The sequence below is a fragment of the Streptosporangium sp. NPDC006007 genome (genome assembly GCF_040614315.1).
GTDB lineage: Bacteria > Actinomycetota > Actinomycetes > Streptosporangiales > Streptosporangiaceae > Streptosporangium.
Map to the genome: position 1 here is coordinate 67,253 of NZ_JBEXUG010000009.1, position 22,828 is coordinate 90,080.

The window sequence follows — 22,828 nt, forward strand, 5'->3', positions numbered from 1 at the left end:
GGGAGGCCCGCCGCCGGAGGCTCCGGCGGCGGGCGGGTGGCCCCTGATCTCCAGACCGGACTCCCATGACCAGGTAAAAGGGAGGGGGTGACGGCAGCTTTGGGGTCCTTCGGACTTGAAAATGGGACTAAAGGCCCTGAGCTGGTCATACAGTCAGCCGCAAAGATCAAGGTTTTAGCAGCATCGGGCCGGAGCGGCACAGGTGGCGCACAGGTCAAGGGCACAGGATCTTCTGTGCAGCTATATGGCCATAAAAACACCGATGACGGGCACGTCCGGTTCGTGACAAGGGAAAGAGGGTCACCTATGGCGGGTATGGACGGGCCGGTCAGCGACGCCCTGTTACGGCTGGGGCGCCACCTACGGCCGGGCCGGGTCGGTGACGACCTGCGGACCGTGCACCAGATCGGCGGACGCCGGGGGGACGCCTTCTACCGCGATCGGTGGAGCCATGACAAGGTGGTGCGCTCCACCCACGGCGTGAACTGCACCGGATCGTGCTCGTGGAAGGTCTACGTCAAAGACGGGATCATCACCTGGGAGTCCCAGCAGACCGACTACCCCACCGTCGGCCCCGACCGCCCGGAGTACGAACCGCGCGGCTGCCCGCGCGGCGCCGCCTTCTCCTGGTACACCTACTCCCCCACCCGGGTGCGCTTCCCCTACGCGCGCGGCGTGCTGGTGGAGATGTACCGGCAGGCCAAGGCCCGGCTGGGCGATCCGGTCCAGGCGTGGGCGGAGATCACCACCGACCCGGAGCGGCGGCGCCGCTACCAGTCGGCCCGGGGCAAGGGCGGCCTGGTCCGCATCACCTGGCCGGAGGCCACCGAGATCATCGCCGCGGCCCACGTGCACACCATCAAGACCTACGGCCCCGACCGTGTCGCCGGCTTCTCCCCGATCCCGGCCATGTCGATGGTCTCCCACGCCTCCGGTGCCCGGTTTGTCTCGCTGATCGGCGGCACGATGCTGTCGTTCTACGACTGGTACGCCGACCTGCCGGTGGCCTCCCCGCAGGTGTTCGGCGACCAGACCGACGTACCGGAGTCGGCCGACTGGTGGGACGCGGCCTACCTGATGCTGTGGGGCTCCAACGTGCCGGTGACGCGCACCCCCGACGCCCACTACATGGCCGAGGCCCGCTACCGCGGCCAGAAGGTCGTCGTGGTCAGCCCCGACTACAGCGACGCGACGAAGTTCGCCGACGAGTGGCTGGCGCCGCACCCGGGCACCGACGGCGCTCTGGCCATGGCGATGGGGCACGTGATCCTCAAGGAGTTCTTCGTCGACCGGCAGGTGCCGTACTTCACCGACTACGTCAAGCGCCACAGCGACCTGCCGTTCCTGGTGACGCTGACCGAGCGCGAGGAGGGCGGGTACGTGCCCGCCAAGTTCCTGACCGCGGCCGATCTCGGGGAGGCGGGCGATGAGGCGGCGTTCAAGACGGTGCTCGTCGACGCCGCCACCGGCGAGCCGGTCGTGCCCAACGGCTCGCTCGGCTTCCGTTACTCCGAGCGGGGCCAGGGGCGATGGAACCTCGACCTGGACGGCGTCGACCCGCAGCTGACGCTGCACGGCGGGCGGAGCGCGACGGTGCTGCTGCCCCGCTTCGACCAGGCCGCCGACGGTGACGGGGCCGGCGGGGTGCTGCGGCGCGGCGTGCCGGTGCGCGAGATCGCCGGCAGGCTGGTGACCACGGTCTTCGACCTCATGCTCGCCCAGTACGGCGTCGCCCGGAAGGGCCTGTCCAGCGGGACCGGCGGCGAGGAGCCGCGCGCGCGGGGCGGGCGGGACCGGCCGCCGGGCTACGACGACCCGCCGGGCTACGACGACGCGAGCGCGCCGTACACGCCGGCCTGGCAGGAGACGATCACCGGCGTACCGGCCGCGAAGGCGATCAAGATCGCCCGCGAGTTCGCCCGCAACGCCGAGGAGTCCAACGGCCGATCCATGATCATCATGGGGGCGGGCACCAACCACTGGTTCCACTCCGACACCATCTACCGCTCCTTCCTGGCACTGACGACGCTGACCGGCTGCCAGGGCGTCAACGGCGGCGGCTGGGCCCACTACGTGGGGCAGGAGAAGTGCCGCCCGGTCACCGGATGGGCGCAGATGGCCTCCGCCCTGGACTGGTCGCGCCCGCCCCGGCAGATGATCGGCACCGCGTACTGGTATCTGCACACCGACCAGTGGCGCTACGACACCTACAGCGCCGAGGTGGTCTCCTCCCCGCTGGGCGACGGCGCGTTCGCCGGCAAGGCGACCGCCGACCTGCTGTCGGCCTCGGCGCGGATGGGCTGGATGCCGTCCTATCCGACGTTCGACCGCAACCCCCTGGAACTGGCCGACGAGGCCGCCGCCGCGGGCCGGGAGGCGGGGCCGTACGTCACCGAGCAGATCGCGGCGGGCACGCTGGGCTTCGCCTGCGAGGACCCCGACGCGCCGCGGAACTGGCCGCGCGTGCTGACGGTGTGGCGGGCCAACCTGCTCGGTTCCTCGGCCAAGGGCAACGAGTACTTCCTGCGTCACCTGCTGGGCACCGACTCCTCCGTCCGAGCCGAGGAGGCCGCCCCGCAACAGCGGCCGCGGGACGTCACATGGCGGCAGGAGGCGCCACAGGGCAAGCTCGACCTGCTGCTGTCACTGGACTTCCGGATGACCTCCACGACGCTGTTCTCCGACATCGTGCTGCCCGCCGCCACCTGGTACGAGAAGCACGACCTGTCGTCCACCGACATGCACCCGTTCGTGCACGCCTTCTCCCCGGCCATCGACCCGCCCTGGCAGACCCGCACCGACTTCTCGGCCTTCGCCGCCATCGCCAAGGCCTTCAGCGCGCTGGCCGCCACCCACCTGGGCGTGCGCAGAGACCTGGTGGCGGTGCCGCTGCTGCACGACACGCCCGACGAGTTCGCCACCCCCGGCGGCGTCGTGGACGACTGGCGGGCCGGCGGACGGGCGCCCGTGCCGGGCCGGAACTTCCCGAAGATCGTCACGGTGGAGCGGGACTACGGGGCGATCGCGCAGAAGATGGCCGCACTCGGCCCGCTGATGGAGAAACTCGGCGCCACCACCAAGGGCCTGACGTTCGACGTGTCGGGCGAGATCAAGCGGCTCGGCCGGATGAACGGCACCGTCCGCGGCGGCGTGGCCGACGGCCGGCCGTCGCTGGCCCGCGACACCGACATGTGCGAGACGATCCTGGCCCTGTCGGGCACCACCAACGGCCACCTGGCCGCGCAGGGCTTCGCGACCCTGGGCCGCCGCACGGGCACGAGCTTCGACGGGCTCGCCGACGAACACAAGAGGATCACGTTCGCCGACACGCAGGCCCGGCCGGTGCCGGTGACCACCTCACCGGAGTGGTCGGGCAGCGAGAGCGGCGGGCGCCGCTACTCGGCCTTCACCATCAACGTCGAGCACCGCAAGCCCTGGCACACCCTCACCGGCCGCCAGCACTTCTTCCTCGACCACGACTGGATCCACGAGGCCGGTGAGGGGCTGCCGGTCTACCGGCCGCCGCTGAACATGACCGCGCTGTTCGGCGAGCCGGCCGTCGGCGAGGGCGGTGAGCAGGGCATCACCGTCCGATATCTGACGCCGCACTCCAAGTGGTCGATCCACTCCGAATACCAGGACAACCTGCTGATGCTGACGCTGTCGCGGGGCGGGCCGACCATCTGGATGAGCCCCGCCGACGCCGGGCGCGCCGGTATCGGCGACAACGACTGGGTGGAGGCGCTCAACCGCAACGGCGTCGTGGTGGCCCGCGCGATCGTCTCGCACCGTATGCCGGCTGGAACGGTGTACATGTACCACGCCCAGGAACGGGTCGTGGACGTGCCCAGGAGCGAGGCCTCCGGCAGGCGCGGCGGCATCCACAACTCCCTGACCCGGCTGCTGATCAAACCCACGCACCTGATCGGGGGTTACGCCCAGCTGTCGTTCGCGTTCAACTACCTGGGCCCGACCGGTAATCAGCGTGACGAGGTCACCGTGATCCGCCGCCGCAACCAGGAGGTCGACTACTGATGCGCGTCATGGCTCAGCTCGCCATGGTCATGAACCTGGACAAGTGCATCGGCTGCCATACCTGCTCGGTCACCTGCAAACAGGCATGGACCAACCGGGCCGGTACCGAATACGTCTGGTTCAACAACGTCGAGACCCGCCCCGGCCAGGGCTACCCCCGCACCTACCAGGACCAGGACAGGTGGAAGGGCGGCTGGCGGCTGAACAGGCGAGGCCGGCTGACACCGAAGGCCGGCGGCCGGCTCAGGAAGCTCTTGTCCATCTTCGCCAACCCCCTGATGCCGTCGATCCAGGACTACTACGAGCCCTGGACCTACGACTACGACCGGCTGTTCTCCGCGCCCATGCAGGACGACACCCCGGTCGCCCGGCCCCGCTCACTCATCACCGGCGAGCCCACCAAGATCAGCTGGAGTGCGAACTGGGACGACGACCTCGCCGGCGGTCCCGAGCTCGCGCCCGCCGACCCCGTCCTGCGCAAGATCTCCGGCCAGGTCCGGCTCGACTTCGAAAACGCCTTCATGTTCTACCTGCCGCGCATCTGCGAGCACTGCCTCAATCCCTCGTGCGTCGCCTCCTGCCCCTCCGGGGCGATGTACAAAAGATCCGAGGACGGCATTGTCCTGGTCGACCAGGACCGCTGCCGCGGCTGGCGGATGTGCGTGACCGGCTGCCCGTACAAGAAGGTGTACTTCAACCACCGCACCGGCAAGGCCGAGAAATGCACCTTCTGCTTTCCCCGCGTGGAGGTGGGCCTGCCCACCGTCTGCTCGGAGACGTGCGTGGGCCGGTTACGCTACATCGGGATCATCCTCTACGACGTCGACCGGGTGACCGAGGCCGCCTCCGTCGCCGAGGAGAAGGACCTGTACGAGGCGCAGAGAGGCGTCATGCTCGACCCCCACGACCCGGCCGTGATCGACGCGGCCCGCGCCGAGGGCATCCCGGAGGACTGGCTGGAGGCGGCGCGCCGCTCCCCCGTCCACCGGCTGATCTTCGAATTCGGGGTGGCGCTGCCGCTGCACCCCGAATACCGGACCATGCCGATGGTCTGGTACATCCCGCCGCTGTCGCCGGTGGTGGACGTGCTCAGCGGCACCGGCCACGACGGTGAGGACGCCGGCAACCTGTTCGGCGCCATCGACGCCCTGCGTATCCCGATCGGCTACCTGGCCGAGCTGTTCACCGCCGGAGACCCCGAACCGGTGCGGGCCGTACTGCGCCGCCTGGCCGCGATGCGCTCCTACATGCGCCGCGTCAACCTCGGCCAGGAGCGCGAGGAGTCGATCGCGGCCGCGGTCGGCATGACCGGCCGGGGCATCGAGGAGATGCACCGGCTGCTGGCCATCGCCGCCTACGGCGAACGCTACGTCATCCCCAAGGCCCACGCCGAGCAGGGCGCGCGACTGGAGGAGGCGGCCACCGGCTGCAGCCTCGACTACGAGGGCGGCCCCGGCATGGGCGGCCCGTTCGGTGAGGCCTCCGGCATGCCCGCCCCGATCGCGGTGGAGAACTTCCACATGCTCAAGAGGCGGCAGACGGACGACGGCCCGGAGGGGGCCGATGAGCTGCGCGGCCGGGTCAACCTCCTCAACTGGGACGGCAGGGGCACACCCGACGGCCTGTTCCCGAAGAACGGCGAGAACGGGAAGGGACGATCATGACGGCTCTGGGCGAAGGCGGGCTGCGCACCGCCCACATGGTGGCCGCGGTGACGCTCGGCTACCCCGACGAGCGGCTGTACGGCGGGCACGAGATCCTGTCCGAAGCGGTGGCCGGCCTGCCCGCCGGGGAGGTCCGCGACCGGCTGGCCGCCTTCCTTGAGCACGCCGCGACCACCGGCCGGGCCGAACTGGCCGCCCACTACGTGTCGACGTTCGACCTCAAGCGGCGCTGCTGCCCATACCTGACCTACTACGCCCACGGCGACACCCGTAAGCGCGGCGCGGCGCTGCTGCGGTTCAAGCACGCCTTCCGCGGCGCGGGCTTCGAACTCGCCGACGGGGAACTGCCCGACCATCTGGCGGTGGTGTGCGAGCTGTCCGCGCGCGGCGCGGTCCGAGAGGCCAGGCGCCTGCTGCAGGAGAACCGCGCGGGCGTGGAACTGCTACGCAGGGCGCTGGAGGCCGAGAACTCGCCGTACGCCGACGTGGTGGCCGCGGTGCTGGCCACGCTCGGCCCGGCGAGCCGGCGCGACCAAGAGGCCGCGCTGCGGCTGGCGACGCAGGGACCGCCGGCCGAGGAGGTCGGGCTGGAGCCCTACGCGGTTATGGAGGCGAGCAGGTGAACGCGGTGAACGTGCTGCTGTGGGTGGTGACGCCGTACATCGCGCTCACCGTATTCGTGCTCGGGCACGTGTGGCGCTATCGCTACGACAAGTTCGGCTGGACCACCCGTTCGTCGCAGATGTACGAATCAAGGCTGCTGCGCATCGGCAGCCCGCTGTTCCACTTCGGCATCCTGGTCGTGCTGCTCGGCCACATCGGCGGGCTGGTGATCCCCAAGAGCTGGACCGAGGCGGCGGGCGTCAGCGAGGAGGCCTACCATGTCGTCGCGGTCGGGCTGGGCACCATCGCGGGCGTGGCCACCCTCGGCGGCCTGGCGATCCTGATCTACCGGCGCCGCACCGTCGGCCCGGTGTTCACCGCCACCACCCGCAACGACAAGTTCATGTACGCGACGCTGAGTCTGGTCATTGTGCTGGGCCTGGCCGCCACGGTCGCGGCCAACGTCGTCGGCGGCGGCTACGACTACCGCACCACCATCTCGCCGTGGTTCCGTTCGATCTTCTACTTCCAGCCCGATCCGGCGCCGATGGCCGGCGCGCCGCCGCTGTTCCGGCTGCATGCGCTCAGCGCGCTGCTGCTGTTCGCGATCTGGCCGTTCACCCGGCTGGTGCACATGCTCACCGCGCCCATCGGCTACCTGACCCGGCCCTATGTCGTCTACCGCAGCCGTGACGAGCAGCGGGCCGGCTCCCGGGCCCCCCGGCGAGGCTGGGAGCCGTCTCGCTGACCGCCCCGCCGGCGCCGCCACACCCTCACGCTGCACGAGCCCCAAAGCAGCGCCGGCGATGCCCCGGCGCGACAACCGCAACGAGCGACGATCGGGTCTCACAGCCTCGCGTGCGCCGCCGATCCAGTTCGCTCATGGGCGCCAGTCTGCCGTCCGCCTGATCCCCGCCGTTCGCCGGAGACGCCAACACGACCACACCGGGCCGCATCACCTTCGAGCTGATCAGCTGCCCGGCCCCCTGGAAGACGAGTGCCCCTTCCCGGCCACGTCCCCCAGGGGGACGCCGTGGAGGCTGAGCAGCATGAGCAGGGCGCAGCCGCCGGTGAGGGCGATGTCGGCGACGTTGCCGACGAACAGGCCGCCGTAGTCGATGAAGTCGACGACATGGCCCTGGGCGAAACCGGGCGGGCGGAAGAGGCGGTCGAGCAGGTGGGAGATGGCGCCGCCCAGTAGCGCGCCCAGCACGACGGCCCAGGCGGGCGAGCGCAACCGCCGACCGGCGTACAGGATGCCGGCGACCGCGGCGGCGGCCGCAAGGGTGAACACCCACGTCGCCCCCGCGCCGATCGAAAACGCGGCACCGGGGTTGAACAACAGCCGCAGCTGGATCAGTCGCGGGATCACCGTGATGCGCTCACCGTCCGAGAGCGCCGAGGTCGCCCAGGACTTGGATGACTGGTCGCCGAGAAGAACCAGCGCGGCCAGCACGAGCATCAGCCCATATGGCCGCGTTCCTCGCCGTCTCGTCCCCTGCGAACTGCGTCCGACCGGCACCCCTACCCCGCAATCTGCGATCTTCTCGCATCGAATCTAGCGAAACCCCTGTCCGCGCGCGACGCCGGCGTGCGATGCCGGGCGGGGGCGGCTCCGGCCATCGGCGCCGGCGAAGCCGTGGAAGGCCTCGGCGCCGGAGAGCGCGGCAGGGCGTTTCAGGAGGGACGCTGCCGCGGAGTCCCCGGGGGTTGTGAGAGGCCACGTGCGGACTCGCCGGCGGGGGTCTCGGCCTGCCGGCCGGCACCGTCCCGCGAGGGATCCCCGGCCGGGAAAAAGATCGCGCTCGCCAGGTGAGGGCTGCGACCCGGCGCGGGCCCGTTGCCCCATCTGGCGGCGACGACCTCGCGCAGCTCGCCGAGCATCTCCGCGAGCTCGTCGCGGCTGAGCCAGAGAACGCTCTGCCGGTAGCCCACCAGGTCGGCGGCCGGGTCGGCTCCGTCCCGGCTGAGGTAGGCGTCGAACTCGGCGAGCAACGCGGCCATGGCCGCGGTGAATCCTCGGCGGTGGTCGTCCAGGGACATCGACGCGGCCGCGTCGGCGTCGATCACTGTCCGGTCCCGGCGCAGCCGGTAATGGCGTTCGACGGCGCCGTGCACGCGCTGTTCACCGGCGACCTCCAGCACCCCCGCGCCGGCCAGGAGGCCGACGTGCCGGTACACGGTGGTCTTCGGGACGTCGGGCAGGCGGGCGCACAGGTCTGAGGTGGTGTGGGTGCGCCCGCCGGACATGACGTGCACGATGCGCAGCCGGACCGGGTGAAGGAGCAGATCGAGGATGTCCATCCCCTTACTTTCCCATATCTGATACCGTCCCCAAAATTGGGAAAGCAATCGAAGGGATTAGAGATGACCATGAACACTCCGGCAGGGACGGCCCGGCTCAGTGACGAGGCGGTGATCGCACTGCGCACGCTCGATCCGGCCGAGCCACTGGACGACCTCGAATGGCTGGACGAGGCGATCGGTGACGCACGGGTGGTGGCGATCGGCGAGAGCGCGCACTACAACCGCGAATTCTTCCGGCTCCGCCACCGCCTGCTGCGCTACCTGGTCGAACGGCACGGATTCGGCGCCTACGCGATGGAGACCGGATTCGTCGAAGGATGGCTGGTCGACAGCTGGGTCCGAGACGGCGGTGAGGAGCGGCTCGGCCAGGTCATGGCGGACGGCATGACGTCACTGATGGGACTGTGGACGCCGATGCGCGCCCACCTGGAATGGACCCGCCGGCACAACGGCGGCGCCTCACACCCCGTCGGGTTCTACGGGATCGACCTGCCCGGCTCGATGGTCTCCCTGCTACCCGGCCTGGACACCGTAACCGCCTACCTCGCGCAGGCCGATCCGGATTTCCAGGTCGACCCGGGCATCCGGGAGACGGCCGCCGTCTTCGCGGCGCCGTCCGCGTTCTCCGCGCCCGCGGCCATCTCCACCTACGGGAGGCTCGCACCCGAGACCAGGGACGCGCTCACGGCGGGCCTTGGTGACCTCTCCGCGCGCATGACGGACCGGCGCCCGGACTACCTTCGGCGGGCCACCGCCGACGCCTACGAGCGCGCGCTCCGCTCGCTGCGCGTCACGGTCACCCTCGACGCGATGTTCCGGGAGCTGTCACGCGGCGACCAGGGAGCGATGATGTGCAACCGCGAGGCCGCGATCGCGGACACGGTCGAATGGATCCTGCACAGGGAGGACCGGATCGTCCTCGCCGCCCACAACGGCCACGTCCAACGCGGGCCCGGCGCCATTCCCGGCATACCCACGATGACCCCGATGGGCATGCACCTCGCCGACCGGCTGGGCTCGGACTATCTCGCCATCGGCACGACCTCGGGAACCGGCCAGATCCTCAACACGGGAGCCGACTTCTACACCGGCGTCCTCTTCACGGCCATGGAGGCACCCCGGCCCGACAGCATCGACGGACTCATGGCCGCAAGCCACGACGGGCCCTTCGCGACCGACCTGCGGCGGCTGTCGCCGGCCGACACCGGCGCCGTCCGGGCCGCCTCCCGGCAGCGTGCCGGCATCGGCACCTTCTACTCCGACCAGAGCCCACTGGACGCCTTCGACATCATCGTCCACCTCCCGCACGTCACGGCGGCCGAACCCGACCACGCCGCGCTCGCCCACGCTCCCCACGACGTACAGCGGGCATTCTCCCAGTGGAGGCCGGAGTGACACCCGTGCCGACGAATGACCGTTCTGAATCTTCACACGAACTGCCGGCCGCACCCCCGGAGCGGGTGAGTTCGAGGGGCATGTGCACGGCCTGCGCGGTCCAGGGATCAGCCCTCGCCGGCACGCCCAAGGGATCCTCCAGGAACGTTTTCACCCACCGAACGGCCACGAGCCGGAGGCTGAAACCGAGTCGCATGTGCTCGCCGCGGCGCCGCTCGATCAGCCTCCGGTCCTCCTCATTGAGGAAGAACACCCGTTCCAGGTCTGCGCGCGAAGACACCTCCGCGTACCAGCCGTACGCCGACCCCTCGCCATCGGCCAAGAACTCCACCACCGGCATAAGCCGCCGACGATGTGCGGGGGATCACCAGGGGGCGTCACTGTCGACGATGCGCCACAACCGGTCTGTGGAGCTTTGGTCCTGGGCGAGATAGAGGGAGTTCCAGACTCCGGAGCCCTGATAGATGTTGAGGGTCAATGCCAAGGAGGTGTTCACGCGAGGACGCAGGCGGCCCCAGCCGGTCTCGCCGCCCGCCGCGGTGTCCTCCCTCGCGCGGCTCCAATCCTGGAGGGCCGACCCGTCGCAGGTTTTGACGATCACGATGTCGTTGGCTCCGGGGGCACCGATGATCGGTTGCAGGCACTTGTCGGCCGCCTCGTTCTTGATCACCCAGTAGCCGTCACCCCCGGTGATCCAGGTCCACTTGGCGGTCCTGTAGTTCCAAGGGGGAAAACGCAGTGAGACGGCGTGGGCTCCCTCACCGACGCCATCGCCGTACAGAGCCAGGCGGCTGCCGTCCATCCGGTTGATGATCCTCTGGTCGGGCCGGGAGGTATCGGCGTGGGCGGGGGCCGAGACGGCGGTCAAGCCGGCCAGAGTGAGGGCGGCCACAGCCAGGGACGAGACGATTCTGTGCATGCTGAAGGGTTCCTCTGCATTCGGAGACGACCACAAAAAGTATCCATTTAATTACCGAACGTAGTGAACGATCTTCGGTGGACGCTTCCCTGTCCCAGCAGCCACACAACTCACACTCCCCGGGCACTGTGAAGACGGGGAAGAAACAGAGCGATGTCGTGCAGACGAATACCGGCAGGGTCGCCTCAGCCGCGTCCGCCATCACACCCACCGAACGTGCCGCACCCCGGCGCGCACCCGGCGCCGTCCTGCCCGCTCCCGGAGAAGCCCCGCCAGCGGCGGCTACTCCTCGACCGCCCCGCCGATACGCCGAAGATGCCGCCGGAAGGTGTACGACGGATCGGCGGCGCGCCGCGCCAGGTAGTCGTCGAAAGCCGTCTGCCGGCGCAACGTCTCACCGGCCCGGATCCGGCGGGCCTGCTCACGCTCGGTCCGCCGAATCCGGAGCGCCGTCGCCAGCACCTCCTCGACACACTCGGCGGCGACGAACAGCACCCCGTCGGCGTCACCGAAGACGACGTCGTCATCACTCACCAGATGCGGCCCGAACCGCGCAGTGGCCTGCGCCTCGGGCTCCCGCTCATCCAGCCGCACCGGACCAGGCGGATAACCGCCGTAGCTGAACACCGGAAGGCCGATCTCCACCAGTTCCGGCGTGTCGCGATGCAGCCCCCACACCACCAAGGCCGCCACCCCCGCCGCCTCGGCCTCCAGTACGGCGAGGTCACCGACACAGGCCTCATCCACCCTGCCGCCGTTGTCGACGACCAGCACATCACCCTGCCCGGCCCGGCTCAACACCTCCAAGAACACGTCCACACTGCCGTAGTGGCGCACCGGCAGCGCACGTCCCGCGATCCGGTGTCCGGAAACGACAGCGCCGATGCCGACCGGCGCGACGCGCAGCGGCACCCCGCCCCGGACACAGGCGTCGGCCACCAGCGGCGTGGACAGATCGGCGAAAGCCTTCAGCACGATGTTCTCCCCAGCTCGGCCCCGCCACCGCCGACACCCGGACGCGGCGGGCAGTGCGGTGATCCTACCGGTGACCGGCTCAACACACCGACGGCACGAGTCGCGACGGAACAAACAGGTATCACCGCGCACATCAGGAGCCGCCCTGACGGCGAAGGACGAAAGCCCCGCGGGCCGCCGCAAGCGGGAACGGCTCCTCCCCCTCCTGGATCGTCAGCGGCAGCCATACGACCACCACCCGCGCGTACCACCCGTGAACTCGCCGTCGGACGCTACGGCGTCCCCAGATAGGTGTCGAGCGCGGCCGCGCCCGCCAGCATCGCCAGGCCCCGCGCCGTCAGCCGGTCCCGCCACTCCCGCAGCGTCGCCCGCAGCGGCTCCGGCCCGCCCGCCGTCCGCACCCGCTCCAGCACCCGCGCGATCTGCTCCAACCCGTACCCACCCCGCCGCAACTGGTGGGCCAGCAGCACGTCGCGCACGTCGGCGGAGGTGTAGACACGATAGCCGGTGCGCGGATCGCGCCGAGGCACGATCAGCCCGGCCCGCTCCCATTTACGCAACGTCGCCGGCCGGATATCGAGCCTGCGCGCCAGCGGCCCGATGAACGTCACCCCCGGCTCCAGCTCACGCGGCGGCGCCAGATCACGCAACGCCCCTTCCACGGCCTCCAGCGTGCACCGGTCACCGGCCAGCTGCGCGTGGCCCTCATCGATCAGCCGCAACGCCCCCTCGACCGCGCCGCCGTTCACGGCCCGCATGATCGCCCCCGCGGACGCGTGGCCGTGCGCGGGGATCAACGCCAGGAACGTCCGCAACGCCGCCGCGTGACGCGGAGCGTAGACGCGGTAGCCGTGCGGCGAGCGCCCGGCCGGCGGCAGAATCCCCGCCTCCTCGTAGTTGCGCACCGCCTGAGTGGACAGGCCGTGCTCTCGCGCCAGATCGATCGGCCGCAACCGCATTTTGAAGGTAAGTCCTCGTCAAAAGCCGAAAATATCACCAAAGTTTACACCGAGTGTTCAACGATACCGTTAAAGGCATGGATATCAAGGACACGGCCCGGCCACTCGACGGCGCGGGCGTATCGGCGTTCCTCCAGTCGCTTCCCGCCAAGCCCCTGCTACTCGGCCTGGGCGAGGCCAGGCACTTCGTAGGGGAACTGGGCGAGTTGCGCAACGAGATCTTCCAGCACCTGGTCAAACACGAGGGCTACCGGTCATTCGCCATCGAGAGCGACTGCCTCAAGGGCCTCGTGGTGGACGACCACATCACGACGGGCGCGGGCACGCTCGACGACGTCATGGAACGCGGCTTCAGCCACGGCTTCGGCGCGTCCCCGGCCAACCGCGAACTCGTGCGCTGGATGCGCGCGTACAACGAGGAGCACGACGAAAAGCTCCGGTTCTTCGGCTTCGACGGCCCTCTGGAGTATTGGGCCGAGAGCCCGCGCCAGGCACTCACCGCCCTCCACACCCTCCTCGACGGCCCCCTCCCCTGCACCATGGAAACCCTCGACGCACTGCTCGGCCCGGACGACCGGTGGACGAACGAGGCCACGGTCATGGACCCGTCCCAGTCGATCGGCCGATCCACCGACGCCCAGCGGCTGCGACTGCTCGCCGACGACCTGGTGGCACTGCTCGACACTCAGGTGCCGCGGCTGAGCGCGAAAGACAGAGAGCGGGCGGCACTGTACGGACGCACCGCCATCGGCCTGCTCCGCTACCACTCCTGGATGGCCGGCACGTCCCCGGCGCGGATGACGCGGCTGTCGGCCCTGCGGGACGCGATGATGGCCGCCAACCTGCGTGCCGTCGCCGGACAGGGCCCCGCCCTGGTCTTCGCCCACAACCTCCACCTGCAGCGGAACAAGAGCCTCATGCGGCTCGGCGACCTGCCGCTGGAGTGGTGGAGCGCGGCGGCGATCACCGAAGCGCACCTGGGCGACCGGTACGCCTTCCTGGCCTCCGCCTTCGGCACGGTCGGCGACAACACCCCGCCCCCGGACACCGTCGAGGGCATCCTGTCCACGCTCCCGTGGGACCGCTCTCTCATCGACGCCCGCCGCCTGGCCGAAGCAGTCACGGAGCCCGCCCCGCGCGTCTCCCACGATTTCGCCTATTTCCCGCTGGACCCGGCCCAACTCGCCACGATCGACGGTGTCGTCTTCCTCAAGCAGGCTGACACGCTGGGCTGACAGGCGTGCGCGTGTCAGGCTGAGCCGGCACGCGCACGCATCGATCACACCATTCACGTCCGGCGTGCGCAGCTCCTCGGTCCTGCGGTCCGCGGTGAACGGCATCCACCAGAGCTCGGCGCTCTGCTTGGTTTTGGGGAGGGTCTTTAGTCCACTTTAAATGATCTTGAACCCAAACGATCGCCTTTACAATGTAGATTAATAAGTAGATTAATAAAAGGCGGTCGGCTTTCGGTGAAATCCCACTCCCGGGACGCCACTGATGATCGTGACATCGGCTTTCGGGCTGTGTCCGCCCGGAGGCCCGAAGTCCCCCGACGTGCCCGGGGACTAGGCGACCAGGGCCGGGCAGGCCGCTCCCCTGCCGTCTCCCAGCCCCCGCATGGCCCATGAGGCGATGACAGTCGGCCTTTCGGACGGCTCCAGGGGTGTCCGTGGTGAAACCGGCCGGCTCCGCACCGGAAACGAGGGAGGCGGGAGGACGGGATTCACGGCTGGACCGCGGGCTCGGGCATGGGCACGGGCTCCTCAAGCCAGGCACGGATCACCGGAAAGGTCCGCTGGGCGATCAGCCGCTGACCGGCGTCGTTGGGGTGGAAGAAGTCCCATTTACTGACGTGGTCCAGCGTGAACGGGCAGTTGAACAGGGCGTTGCCGTCGAACTTGCAGGCCGGGCCGTACGCGGCGCAGACCCGTGCCAGGGCGGCGTTGTAGCCGGCCACCCTGGCACGCACCCGGTCACGGCGGGCCTGGTCGGCCGGCGCGGTCGAGGTGGGCCTGGCCAGCATGGTGGGGCAGATCCGGCCCAGCGACCAGAACCCGCGCGCCGCCACGTTGTCCTTGCCGACCCGCCAGAGCCGCTTGACGTCGGGGATGCTCGCCACGAACACCCGGCCTGCGGGGCGGGCGGTCCGGAACAGTTTCAGCGCCTCGGCCACGCGCCTCTCGTAGACGCTCACCGGGGTCATCCGCCGTTCCTCCGCCACGCACGCGTCCTGGGCGCCGATCAGAACCGTCACGTAGTCGGCGTTCCGCTCGACCGCACCGGCCACCTGCCCGGCCAGATCCGCGCTGGTCGCCCCCGCGACGGCGAGACTCACGTTATGCCCGAAGAGATCCTCGTTCACGTCCAGCATCCGCAGGTAGTGGCTCTGGACGGCCGGGTTGTCCCCCGCCGACCAGGAACGGGACGCGCAGGCGACGTACCAGCCGCAGGCGTTGAACCCGGCACTGATCGAGTCTCCGAGCGCGGCCATCACCACCGGCCGCCACGGCTCGGCGCCCGCCGCCGGGGGGGCGGCCCAGACCGCCGCGAGCACGGCGACCCCTGTGAATGCGGTCACAGTCCTGCCGAACATGGCACCTCCGAACTGAGAGATCACGTCAGCTTCGGATGTATCACCGCAGGACAGCGAGGTGCCCTCCGTTGACCGAGTGCCTTGGTTTTCTTGACAGAGCGTGGCGGCCGTGCTGATCGGGGACCGGCCTCCGGACGCGTCCGGTTCGCGGCATAGAGTGTTTCGGGTGAGTGTCGCGCTCGGACTGACCCGTCCCCTCGTGGTGAGAACCACCCTTGTCGACGATCCCTGCGACCTGCTCGCGCGGCTTCCCGAGACCGCCTCCTACGCCTGGATCAGGCACGGTGAGGGTCTGGTGGGCTGGGGAGAGGCCGCGCGGGTGGCGGTGCCCCCGGGCACCGGGCGATTCGACTGGGCCCGCACCTGGCTGTCGGCCATCTTCGGCGACGCCCATGTCGACGACGACGTCGGCGCCCCCGGCTCGGGCCCCGTCGCCTTCGGCTCCTTCACCTTCGACCCGGAGGCCTACGGCTCGGTCCTCGTCGTGCCCCGGGTCGTCCTGGCCCGCCGCGACGGCCGAGCCTGGCTGACCACCGTCGGCGAGGAGCGACTCGACCTGGTCGCCCCGCCCCGCACCCCGGGGGGGATCCGGTACGGCGACGGCAGCCTGACCGCCCCGGAATGGGAGCACGCCGTGGCGCTGGCCGTGCGGCAGATCAGGTCGGGGCGGCTGGAGAAGACCGTGCTCGCCCGCGACCTGGTCGCCGTCGCCGAGCGGCCGATCGACGTTCGCGTGCTGCTGGCGCGCCTGGCGGACCGCTACCCCGACTGCTACACCTTCTCCTGTGCCGGCCTGGTGGGCGCCACCCCCGAGTTGCTGGTCAGGCGCACCGGCGAGACGATCGAGTCCCTGGTGCTGGCCGGCACGGCCTCGCGGGGCCGGGACCGGGCCGACGACATGACGCGCGGTACGGCCCTGTTCGCGTCGGAGAAGGACCGCTACGAGCACACCTGCGCGGTGGAGTCGGTGCGTCAGGCGCTAACCCCGCTCTGTTCGGAGCTGAAGGTGCCCGAGAGCCCCGAGTTGCTGCTGCTGCCGAACGTCCAGCATCTGGCCAGCCCGGTGACCGGGCGGCTGGCCGCCGGGACCTCGGTCCTGGACGTGGTGGCGGCCATGCATCCGACGGCCGCCGTCGGCGGCACACCCACGGAGACGGCGCTGAAGGTCATCCGTGAGCTGGAGGGTATGGATCGGGCCGGGTACGCCGGCCCCGTCGGCTGGGTGGACGCCAGAGGCGACGGCGAGTGGGGCATCGCGCTGCGCTGCGCCCAGATCGAGGGTTCCCGGGCCCGGCTGTTCGCCGGCTGCGGCATCATGGGCGACTCCGTCCCCTCCGCCGAGCTCGCCGAGGCTCAGGCCAAACTGCGCGTGATGCGCTACGCCCTGGAGGGCTGACCTCCGCGAGGGGCCGACCCGGGAAATCCCGGCCCAGGGCCCCGGCCGGCGCGGTTCCGGAGCGCTCTCCTGGAGGCGCGGCCGCCGGCGCGGCGATCGCTCACGCCCGGGCCGGGCCGCCGCGCAGCCGGGCGACGGCGGCGTCGATGTCGAACCGTTCACCGCGGTTGCAGGGCAGCCTGGCCAGCGCCATGCCCATCGCGCAGGTGTTGGTGAGGGCGGAGAACGTCAGACCGGCGCCGACGAATCCGGCGACGAATCGAGCCGGAGGCCACCAGACGCCGGCCAGGACCGAGGTGGCGACGAGGCCACCGGCCACCAGCCGGACCTGACGCTCCAGCCCCCAGCGCGGGCGGCCGGCGGCCGACGAGGTGGTGGGGGCACCGGCACCGGTCCAGGCGTTCATCCCGCCCTCCAGCACGACCACGCCGGTCAGGCCCGCGCGGGTCAGCGCGGCGTGCGCCTGGGAGGCTCGGCCGCCGGACTGGCAGATCAGCAGCATCGTGCCGCCGGCGTCGGCGACGACGCGCCGCAGGTGCGCGTTCACCTGGTCCAGGGGCAGGTTGACGGCGTCGGGGATGTGGGAGGAGGCGAACTCGCCGGGAGTGCGCACGTCGACGACGAGCACGCCGGGGTTGTCCGCGATCAGGGCGCGGGCGGTGGACACGTCGACGCCGGTCTCTGCGGTCATGATGGCAGGAGTCCTTTTCTTCATCGGAAAAATCAAATGGAAACGGTCAGATTGGGCGGCGAGCGGGTCGCGGCCGGACGCCGGAGCGGTCAGAACGCGGCCGGGAACTGGAGCAGGTCGGCGACGCCGGCGTCGTTCAGCACGACCGGCCGGTGGCCGGCTGCCAGCAGCAGGCCGGCGGCGATGCTCGCCCGGCGGCCGGAACCGCAGGCGACCAGGACCGGCCGGGACACGTCGAGCTCGGCGGGGATGCCGTCGGTGACCAGGTCGGGCAGAAAGCGGTGGATCGCGCCGGGCGGCGCGGCGGCGGCGTGCTCGCCGGGCATCCGCACATCCAGCAGCTGGGCGCCGGGGCGGGCCGCACGGGCGGCGAAGGCGGCCAGGTCCAGCAGTTCGAAGGTCTGGTCGGCGGCCGGTCCGGGGTCGACGATGACGCCGCGCACGGTGTCGACACCGATCTGGGCGAGCTGGGTGACGGCCTCCGCGACGTCCTGGCCGGGGTCGGCGACCAGTACCAGGGGCGCCCGGTATGGCAGCAGCCAACCGGCCCAGCTGCCGAAGTCGATGTCCAGCTCGATCCCGATCGAGCCTCTCAGCAGGCCGCCGGCCTGTCGGGAGCGCGGGCGGATGTCCACCACGCGGGTGCCGTTCGGCTGGTCGGCCAGGTCCTCGACGGTCAACGCGGGCACGGCCAGGGGTGGCATCGGCGGCACGCCCAGGGTGTTGGCCGGGCCCATGTACCGGTAGAACGCCGGGATCGGCAGGGGGGCGGCGAGCAGTTCGTCGGCGAACGTCTCGACGTCGCCGATGGCCAGCAGCGGGTTGCCCGCGGCCTCCTCGGCGATGGTGGAGGTGTACCGGCCGGCGCCGGTGGAGGTGCAGAACGATCCCTCGCCGTGGGTGGGCAGCAGTTTCACACCGCCGGGCAGGCCGGCCAGCCGGTGCAGCGAGCCGTGCTGCAGTCTGGCCAGGGTGCGTGCGCGCTCCGGGCCCAGCAGGTCCGGCCGGCCTGCCGAGGAGACCAGCAGGCTGCCGCCGGAGAACACCGCGACCGGCTCGCCGTCCAGGAGCACCAGGTAGCTGGTGTGCTCGGGGGTGTGGCCCGGGGTGTGGATCGGGCGGATGCTCAGCCCTCGCTCACCGGGGATGTCCTCCAGGTGAAAGGCCGGGGTGTGCGGATAGGCCGCCGCCGCGGCGGCGGGCAGCACCAGTTGCGCGCCTGTCCGGAGCGCGACCTGCTCTCCGCCGGAGAGGTAGTCGTTGTGCAGGTGGGTCTCCAGCACGAACCGTAGCTCCACATCCAGCTCGGCGGCCTTGGCCGTGAAGCGGTCGACGTCGCGCTGAGGGTCGACAAGGACACCGCGGCCCTCGTGGGTGAGCAGATGGCTCTGGTCCCCCAGGCCGGGGGTGCGGAACGAGATGATCTCCATCGGAGCCCCTCCAAACTGATCTGATACCCCGGGGGGTATGGGAAAGACGGGGGTGTGCCCCTCGGTTCCCGGCCACCTCTCTCCGGCGGCCGGCGAAACCCGAGATATACCCCGGGGGGTATATTGAACACGCGCCGAGAGGCCACTCCGACCCCTCGGTCCTTTACGGCGGCACCCCGGGCACGCCACCCGCCGTATAGCGGGCCGCACACCCGGGCCGGAGCCCTACGCCAGGGACAGGAACAGCTTCTCCAGCTCCTCGACGCCCATCGGCGCCTCCTCCCCTCGCGCCTGAGCGGCCTGACAGTGGCGCATCCCACTGGCCACGATCTTGAAACCCGCCCGGTCCAGCGCCTTGGAGACGGCCGCGAGCTGGGTGAGCACCTTCGCGCAGTCCTCGCCGGCCTCGATCATCGCGATCACACCGCCCAGCTGCCCATGGGCCCGGCGCAGGCGGGTCACCGCGTCACCGACCATCGACTCGTTCATCTCCATGCCCCCCAACATACCCGGGGGGGTACCCCTGCGGCAAACGGCCGGCGTTATGAACAACCCGGGGGAAGCCGTCTCACGGGCTTACCGGTGAAGGCGCCTCACCGTCCGGGGAACGGCCTCCGGGCTCCGTCCGAACGTGCTCACGGAACCGTTCGCAGAGGCGTTCGACGCCGAGGCCGCTGATGAGCAGGCGTTCCTTGGCGTTGCTCAGGAGGTCGGCGCTCCAGGAGGTGAATCCGCCGTCGGCCAGGTTGAGGTCGTCTCCGGCGGGGGTGGCGGCGCGGATCTCGAAACAGGCACCGGCGTAGTAGCCGCGGCCGGCCGCGCGTTCGTCGTCGAGGTCGAACGTGATGCCGGGATGCCCGCGGGTCAGGGGGTCCAGGACGCGCTCACGCAGGGCCGGGCGATGTCGTCCCCCGGTCAGGTCGGTAACGGTGACGCGTACCGCCGAGGCGTGGTAGCCGAGTTCGCGGGCACTGCGGAGAACGTCGAGGTGAGCGCTGATCTGCTCGATCAGGACCGCCGTCTCGAACCCGAACGACCCCTCGTCCCTGCCGGCGGTGCACAGTGCCAGCAGCTTGAAGTGCGACGCCATATCCGGGTCGGCGAACGCCTGGGCGCGCAGGACCCGATGCGTGGCGCCGAGCCGGACCCGCTGCCGCGAGCGGGCGTCGGCTCGCAGCAGTTCCCGGCGGCGGACGGCGCATTCGAGGGCCAGGACGTTGGTCGCGTCGGCGACGACCTCGGTGTTGCGGACAGTGGTCAGCACCTTGTTCTGATCCACGGTCGCCACGGCCGAGTTGGTGCCCAGCGGGCAGACCGGCGACAGCGCGAGCGCGGCGAAGCCGTGCCGGGTCAGCCGTTCATGGACGAGGACGTCAAAGCGCGCCAGGTCGCCCGGGTCGAGCGCCGAGGGCGTGGTGAAGCGGTTGCGCTCGTACTGCCGCAGCAGGAGACCCGGTGTGACGGCGGCGGCACGGCGGCGGTAGACGGCCAGCAGCAGCGTCTGCAGGTCAGCCGGGGACAGCCGCTCGGCGAGCGCGCTCAGCAGTCCGGGGGTGGCGCCCTCGCGCAGTACGCGGCCGAGCCGGGGATCGGGCGTCTCTCCCGCCGGCTGGTTCACATCGTGCCTGGACGGATCGTTCATCGCCCCATCGTGACCCATGGGGGAGGAGGGCGGAGGGTCAGACCTTTCTGAGGTAGACCGTCTCCCCCGCCCCGACCGTCGCCCGGCCCGCCGTCAGCGTGGCGACCCAGCCGGGGAAGGCCGCCGACTCCGGCTCGCGCACCGCGACCCGGAAACCGACCTCGTCCCCGTAGGCGACCTCCCTGACCTCGTACGGCGAGACACGCAGGTCGTTCTCCAGCCGCCCCGCCTGGACGTGGTCCACCGTCACCGTCATCAGCCTCGCCGGAACCATCTCGACCAGGGGCGCGAGGTCCAGCGTCTTGCCGACCGCCGAGCCGTATGCCCGGACCAGGCCGCCCGCGCCCAGCTTCACCCCGCCGAAGTAGCGGGTGACCACCGCCACCGTGTCGCCGAACCCCCGGCGCAGCAGCGTCTCCAGCATCGGGGTCCCCGCGGTGCCGCCGGGCTCGCCGTCGTCGTCGGCCTTCTGCAGCCGCCGGTCCCCGCCGATCACGTAGGCCGAGCAGTGGTGGCCGGCGTCGGCGTAGATTCCCCTGCACTCGGCGACGAACGCGCGGGCCGCCGCCTCCGAGGAGACCGGGGCGACGGCGCAGAGGAACCGCGATCGTTTGATCTCGATCTCGTGTTCGGTGACGTTCTCCGGTGTCAGGTACGGTTCGGCCATTTGTCCAAGCTACCCGCCTGTACAAAGTAGATTCACAGAGCCCGGAGGTGTCGGGCCCCCGCCGCCGCGGTCCTCCCCGCCGACGGGCCGTCTCGGGTCAGGAGCGCCGGAGCGTCGCCGTGGGCAGCGGGATGGCGGGGAAGGGGTTGTCGGGCGGCAGGATGAGCCGCCGCGCCTCCGCAGGGCGCGCGGCGGCGTCCAGGTGGAGCAGCGCGGCCCCGATCCCGGCGGCGCCGATCATGTAACCGGTGTCGGCGGTGACCTCCCAGGGCCGCAGCCGGCGATACGCCTGATACCACCGCGAGCCCCGCCCGTCGTGCCGGGTGGCCCTGCCGATCAGGTTCTCGCCCAGCTCGTGGGCGAACTCCAGGTGGGCCGGCCGGCCGGTCGCCGCCCAGAGGCCGACGAACAGCTCCAGCAGGCCGGCCGTGCCGCAGCACTGGCAGGCCACGTTCCAGTAGCCGCTGCTCTGACGGCCGGGGACGCCGCTGCGGACTATCCCCCTGGCCAGCCGCTCCACCCAGTCGAGCTCCCCCGCGTCGCCGGTCACCCGGTGCAGTTCGTAGAACATCCGGGCCACCCCGGCGGAGCCGGAGCAGAATCCGAGGTAGTGCAGGTCGCGTCCCTGGGGAAGGTGGTGCGGGATCAGCGCGCACCGGTCGGTCACCGTGCTGACCGCGCGGACGAAGTCGGCGCCCCGCCTCGCGGCGCTCAGGAAGCGCACCTGCCCGGTCACGCCGTACAGCCGGGCGAGCAGGAAGGCGGTGCCCGCCGTACCGGACAGGAAGCCGGGGGTGACGGCGTCCGGCGGCAGGTCGGCGCGGGCGCCGCCGCCGAAGCGGTGACCGGGTACGGCGAGCGCGGCGACGCGCGAGCCCGCCTCGACGGCGACCTCCTGGTAGGCGGGGACGCCCAGGATGCCCGCGGCGTGCAGGAGGGCGAGGATGATGCCTCCGTCCCCGCGCTGGGCGGGGTCGCCGGTCCAGCCGAGACCGCCGTCGATCGGGCGGGTGCCGCGCACGAGGTGATCGGCGATGGCCGCGGCCTCGACCTCGAAGGAGTCGTCCCCGGTGGCCCACCCCGTCTCGGCGAGCGCGAACATCGCTCCCGACAGGCCGTGGTGGAGGGAGAGGTCCGCCTGATCCCGCCAGGTGGCGGCCAGGTAGCGGGCTCCGGCGTGGGCGTCGCCGAGATAGTCGTCGTCTCCGGTGGCGACGGCGAGTTCGAGGAAGAACAGGACGACACCGGCCGCCCCCGAGTACAGCGAGAACGGCCGGCCGGGCAGGGCTGCCCCGCCCCGCGGGTCGGGGTTGGCGTTCCAGTGCCTTCCCCGCTCGTCGTCCACGGCCGCCGAACGGATCCAGCGCGCGGCCCCGACGGAGGCGAGCAGCGGGCTCTCGGCCCCGGGCTCCGGGCTCATGGCGGCTCCTTCGTACGGCGAGACCACCATTTTACCCTCATTTCCTACAGGATCAATAGGTAATACTGGGGGCGGCGAGATCGGCGACACCTGCCCCGGATATCAGGCAGGCTACTACGCCGGCCGCCACCC

General features: G+C 70.9%; 20 protein-coding genes. 7 read left to right on the forward strand and 13 right to left on the reverse strand.

Annotation, left to right across the window (positions count from 1 at the left end; genetic code table 11):
* Positions 1-306: 306 nt before the first annotated feature.
* From ABZ194_RS10010 to narI, 4 genes are read left to right on the forward strand one after another with little or no spacing between them, the layout of a single operon-like run.
* On the forward strand, positions 307-4,035 hold the full coding sequence (locus ABZ194_RS10010; RefSeq protein ID WP_355594365.1) for a nitrate reductase subunit alpha: 3,729 nt from the start codon (positions 307-309) through the stop codon (positions 4,033-4,035).
* Positions 4,035-5,699 carry a nitrate reductase subunit beta gene (gene narH, locus ABZ194_RS10015; protein ID WP_355594367.1) on the forward strand — a complete coding sequence of 555 codons (1,665 nt, stop codon included), beginning with the start codon at positions 4,035-4,037 and terminating at the stop codon, positions 5,697-5,699. The genes ABZ194_RS10010 and narH overlap by 1 nt, the downstream gene beginning before the upstream one ends.
* Positions 5,696-6,322, forward strand: coding sequence for a nitrate reductase molybdenum cofactor assembly chaperone (gene narJ / locus ABZ194_RS10020; RefSeq protein WP_355594369.1), 627 nt, complete (start codon positions 5,696-5,698; stop codon positions 6,320-6,322). The genes narH and narJ overlap by 4 nt, the downstream gene beginning before the upstream one ends.
* Positions 6,319-7,050, forward strand: coding sequence for a respiratory nitrate reductase subunit gamma (narI, locus tag ABZ194_RS10025; RefSeq protein ID WP_355594371.1), 732 nt, complete (start codon positions 6,319-6,321; stop codon positions 7,048-7,050). The genes narJ and narI overlap by 4 nt, the downstream gene beginning before the upstream one ends.
* A 222-nt stretch (positions 7,051-7,272) precedes the next feature.
* On the opposite strand, the gene ABZ194_RS10030 is transcribed toward narI, so the two are convergent.
* Both ABZ194_RS10030 and ABZ194_RS10035 read right to left on the reverse strand, forming a co-directional pair.
* A complete protein-coding gene (locus ABZ194_RS10030; RefSeq protein ID WP_355594373.1) occupies positions 7,273-7,764 on the reverse strand; it encodes a signal peptidase II in 492 nt (163 codons plus the stop codon).
* Positions 7,765-7,979: 215 nt separating this feature from the next.
* Positions 7,980-8,606 (reverse strand): helix-turn-helix domain-containing protein, encoded by a 627-nt coding sequence (locus tag ABZ194_RS10035; RefSeq protein ID WP_355594375.1) that lies wholly within the window; start codon positions 8,604-8,606, stop codon positions 7,980-7,982.
* 69 nt (positions 8,607-8,675) lie between these two features.
* Between ABZ194_RS10035 and ABZ194_RS10040 the strand changes: the two genes are divergently transcribed.
* Positions 8,676-10,004 (forward strand): erythromycin esterase family protein, encoded by a 1,329-nt coding sequence (locus tag ABZ194_RS10040; RefSeq protein ID WP_355594377.1) that lies wholly within the window; start codon positions 8,676-8,678, stop codon positions 10,002-10,004.
* On the opposite strand, the gene ABZ194_RS10045 is transcribed toward ABZ194_RS10040, so the two are convergent.
* The 4 genes from ABZ194_RS10045 to ABZ194_RS10060 form a co-directional block, all read right to left on the reverse strand.
* A complete protein-coding gene (locus ABZ194_RS10045) occupies positions 9,919-10,344 on the reverse strand; it encodes a DUF4158 domain-containing protein (protein WP_355594379.1) in 426 nt (141 codons plus the stop codon). The genes ABZ194_RS10040 and ABZ194_RS10045 overlap by 86 nt on opposite strands.
* A 24-nt stretch (positions 10,345-10,368) precedes the next feature.
* Positions 10,369-10,923, reverse strand: a complete 555-nt coding sequence (locus ABZ194_RS10050; protein ID WP_355594381.1) for a hypothetical protein — start codon at positions 10,921-10,923, stop codon at positions 10,369-10,371.
* Between the two features lie 282 nt (positions 10,924-11,205).
* The gene (locus ABZ194_RS10055; protein ID WP_355594383.1) at positions 11,206-11,898 is read right to left on the reverse strand and encodes an RraA family protein; all 693 of its coding nucleotides are present in this window, start codon (positions 11,896-11,898) and stop codon (positions 11,206-11,208) included.
* 272 nt (positions 11,899-12,170) lie between these two features.
* Positions 12,171-12,857 (reverse strand): MerR family DNA-binding transcriptional regulator, encoded by a 687-nt coding sequence (locus ABZ194_RS10060; protein ID WP_355594385.1) that lies wholly within the window; start codon positions 12,855-12,857, stop codon positions 12,171-12,173.
* Between the two features lie 77 nt (positions 12,858-12,934).
* On the opposite strand from ABZ194_RS10060, the gene ABZ194_RS10065 reads away from it, so the two are divergent.
* A complete protein-coding gene (locus ABZ194_RS10065; protein WP_355594387.1) occupies positions 12,935-14,092 on the forward strand; it encodes an erythromycin esterase family protein in 1,158 nt (385 codons plus the stop codon).
* Between the two features lie 488 nt (positions 14,093-14,580).
* On the opposite strand, the gene ABZ194_RS10070 is transcribed toward ABZ194_RS10065, so the two are convergent.
* Positions 14,581-15,450: a GDSL-type esterase/lipase family protein gene (locus tag ABZ194_RS10070; protein ID WP_355594389.1), complete on the reverse strand. Its 870-nt coding sequence runs from the start codon at positions 15,448-15,450 to the stop codon at positions 14,581-14,583.
* A 157-nt stretch (positions 15,451-15,607) separates the two neighbouring features.
* Between ABZ194_RS10070 and ABZ194_RS10075 the strand changes: the two genes are divergently transcribed.
* Positions 15,608-16,846, forward strand: a complete 1,239-nt coding sequence (locus ABZ194_RS10075) for an isochorismate synthase (RefSeq protein ID WP_355594391.1) — start codon at positions 15,608-15,610, stop codon at positions 16,844-16,846.
* 100 nt (positions 16,847-16,946) lie between these two features.
* Here ABZ194_RS10075 and ABZ194_RS10080 read toward each other — a convergent pair whose 3' ends face one another.
* The 6 genes from ABZ194_RS10080 to ABZ194_RS10105 form a co-directional block, all read right to left on the reverse strand.
* Positions 16,947-17,537 carry a rhodanese-like domain-containing protein gene (locus tag ABZ194_RS10080; protein ID WP_355594393.1) on the reverse strand — a complete coding sequence of 197 codons (591 nt, stop codon included), beginning with the start codon at positions 17,535-17,537 and terminating at the stop codon, positions 16,947-16,949.
* 89 nt (positions 17,538-17,626) lie between these two features.
* Positions 17,627-18,967, reverse strand: a complete 1,341-nt coding sequence (locus ABZ194_RS10085; RefSeq protein WP_355594395.1) for an MBL fold metallo-hydrolase — start codon at positions 18,965-18,967, stop codon at positions 17,627-17,629.
* Positions 18,968-19,192: 225 nt separating this feature from the next.
* A complete protein-coding gene (locus ABZ194_RS10090) occupies positions 19,193-19,462 on the reverse strand; it encodes a metal-sensitive transcriptional regulator (protein WP_355594397.1) in 270 nt (89 codons plus the stop codon).
* 73 nt (positions 19,463-19,535) lie between these two features.
* Entirely contained in the window at positions 19,536-20,609 is a 1,074-nt protein-coding gene (locus ABZ194_RS10095; RefSeq protein WP_355594399.1) for a hypothetical protein, read from the reverse strand.
* A gap of 37 nt (positions 20,610-20,646) precedes the next feature.
* Entirely contained in the window at positions 20,647-21,276 is a 630-nt protein-coding gene (locus tag ABZ194_RS10100) for a YigZ family protein (RefSeq protein ID WP_355594401.1), read from the reverse strand.
* Positions 21,277-21,373: 97 nt separating this feature from the next.
* The gene (locus ABZ194_RS10105) at positions 21,374-22,696 is read right to left on the reverse strand and encodes a lanthionine synthetase LanC family protein (protein ID WP_355594403.1); all 1,323 of its coding nucleotides are present in this window, start codon (positions 22,694-22,696) and stop codon (positions 21,374-21,376) included.
* Positions 22,697-22,828 lie beyond the last annotated feature (132 nt).

Bases quoted from the DNA above. Each gene is read 5' to 3' on its own strand.
- ABZ194_RS10010 (WP_355594365.1), top strand. From the start codon at position 307: ATGGCGGGTATGGACGGGCCGGTCAGCGACGCCCTGTTACGGCTGGGG.
- narH (WP_355594367.1), top strand. From the start codon at position 4,035: ATGCGCGTCATGGCTCAGCTCGCCATGGTCATGAACCTGGACAAGTGC.
- narJ (WP_355594369.1), top strand. From the start codon at position 5,696: ATGACGGCTCTGGGCGAAGGCGGGCTGCGCACCGCCCACATGGTGGCC.
- ABZ194_RS10030 (WP_355594373.1), bottom strand. From the start codon at position 7,764: ATGCTCGTGCTGGCCGCGCTGGTTCTTCTCGGCGACCAGTCATCCAAG.
- ABZ194_RS10035 (WP_355594375.1), bottom strand. From the start codon at position 8,606: ATGGACATCCTCGATCTGCTCCTTCACCCGGTCCGGCTGCGCATCGTG.
- ABZ194_RS10040 (WP_355594377.1), top strand. From the start codon at position 8,676: ATGAACACTCCGGCAGGGACGGCCCGGCTCAGTGACGAGGCGGTGATC.
- ABZ194_RS10045 (WP_355594379.1), bottom strand. From the start codon at position 10,344: ATGCCGGTGGTGGAGTTCTTGGCCGATGGCGAGGGGTCGGCGTACGGC.
- ABZ194_RS10050 (WP_355594381.1), bottom strand. From the start codon at position 10,923: ATGCACAGAATCGTCTCGTCCCTGGCTGTGGCCGCCCTCACTCTGGCC.
- ABZ194_RS10060 (WP_355594385.1), bottom strand. From the start codon at position 12,857: ATGCGGTTGCGGCCGATCGATCTGGCGCGAGAGCACGGCCTGTCCACT.
- ABZ194_RS10065 (WP_355594387.1), top strand. From the start codon at position 12,935: ATGGATATCAAGGACACGGCCCGGCCACTCGACGGCGCGGGCGTATCG.
- ABZ194_RS10070 (WP_355594389.1), bottom strand. From the start codon at position 15,450: ATGTTCGGCAGGACTGTGACCGCATTCACAGGGGTCGCCGTGCTCGCG.
- ABZ194_RS10080 (WP_355594393.1), bottom strand. From the start codon at position 17,537: ATGACCGCAGAGACCGGCGTCGACGTGTCCACCGCCCGCGCCCTGATC.
- ABZ194_RS10085 (WP_355594395.1), bottom strand. From the start codon at position 18,967: ATGGAGATCATCTCGTTCCGCACCCCCGGCCTGGGGGACCAGAGCCAT.
- ABZ194_RS10090 (WP_355594397.1), bottom strand. From the start codon at position 19,462: ATGGAGATGAACGAGTCGATGGTCGGTGACGCGGTGACCCGCCTGCGC.
- ABZ194_RS10095 (WP_355594399.1), bottom strand. From the start codon at position 20,609: ATGAACGATCCGTCCAGGCACGATGTGAACCAGCCGGCGGGAGAGACG.
- ABZ194_RS10100 (WP_355594401.1), bottom strand. From the start codon at position 21,276: ATGGCCGAACCGTACCTGACACCGGAGAACGTCACCGAACACGAGATC.
- ABZ194_RS10105 (WP_355594403.1), bottom strand. From the start codon at position 22,696: ATGAGCCCGGAGCCCGGGGCCGAGAGCCCGCTGCTCGCCTCCGTCGGG.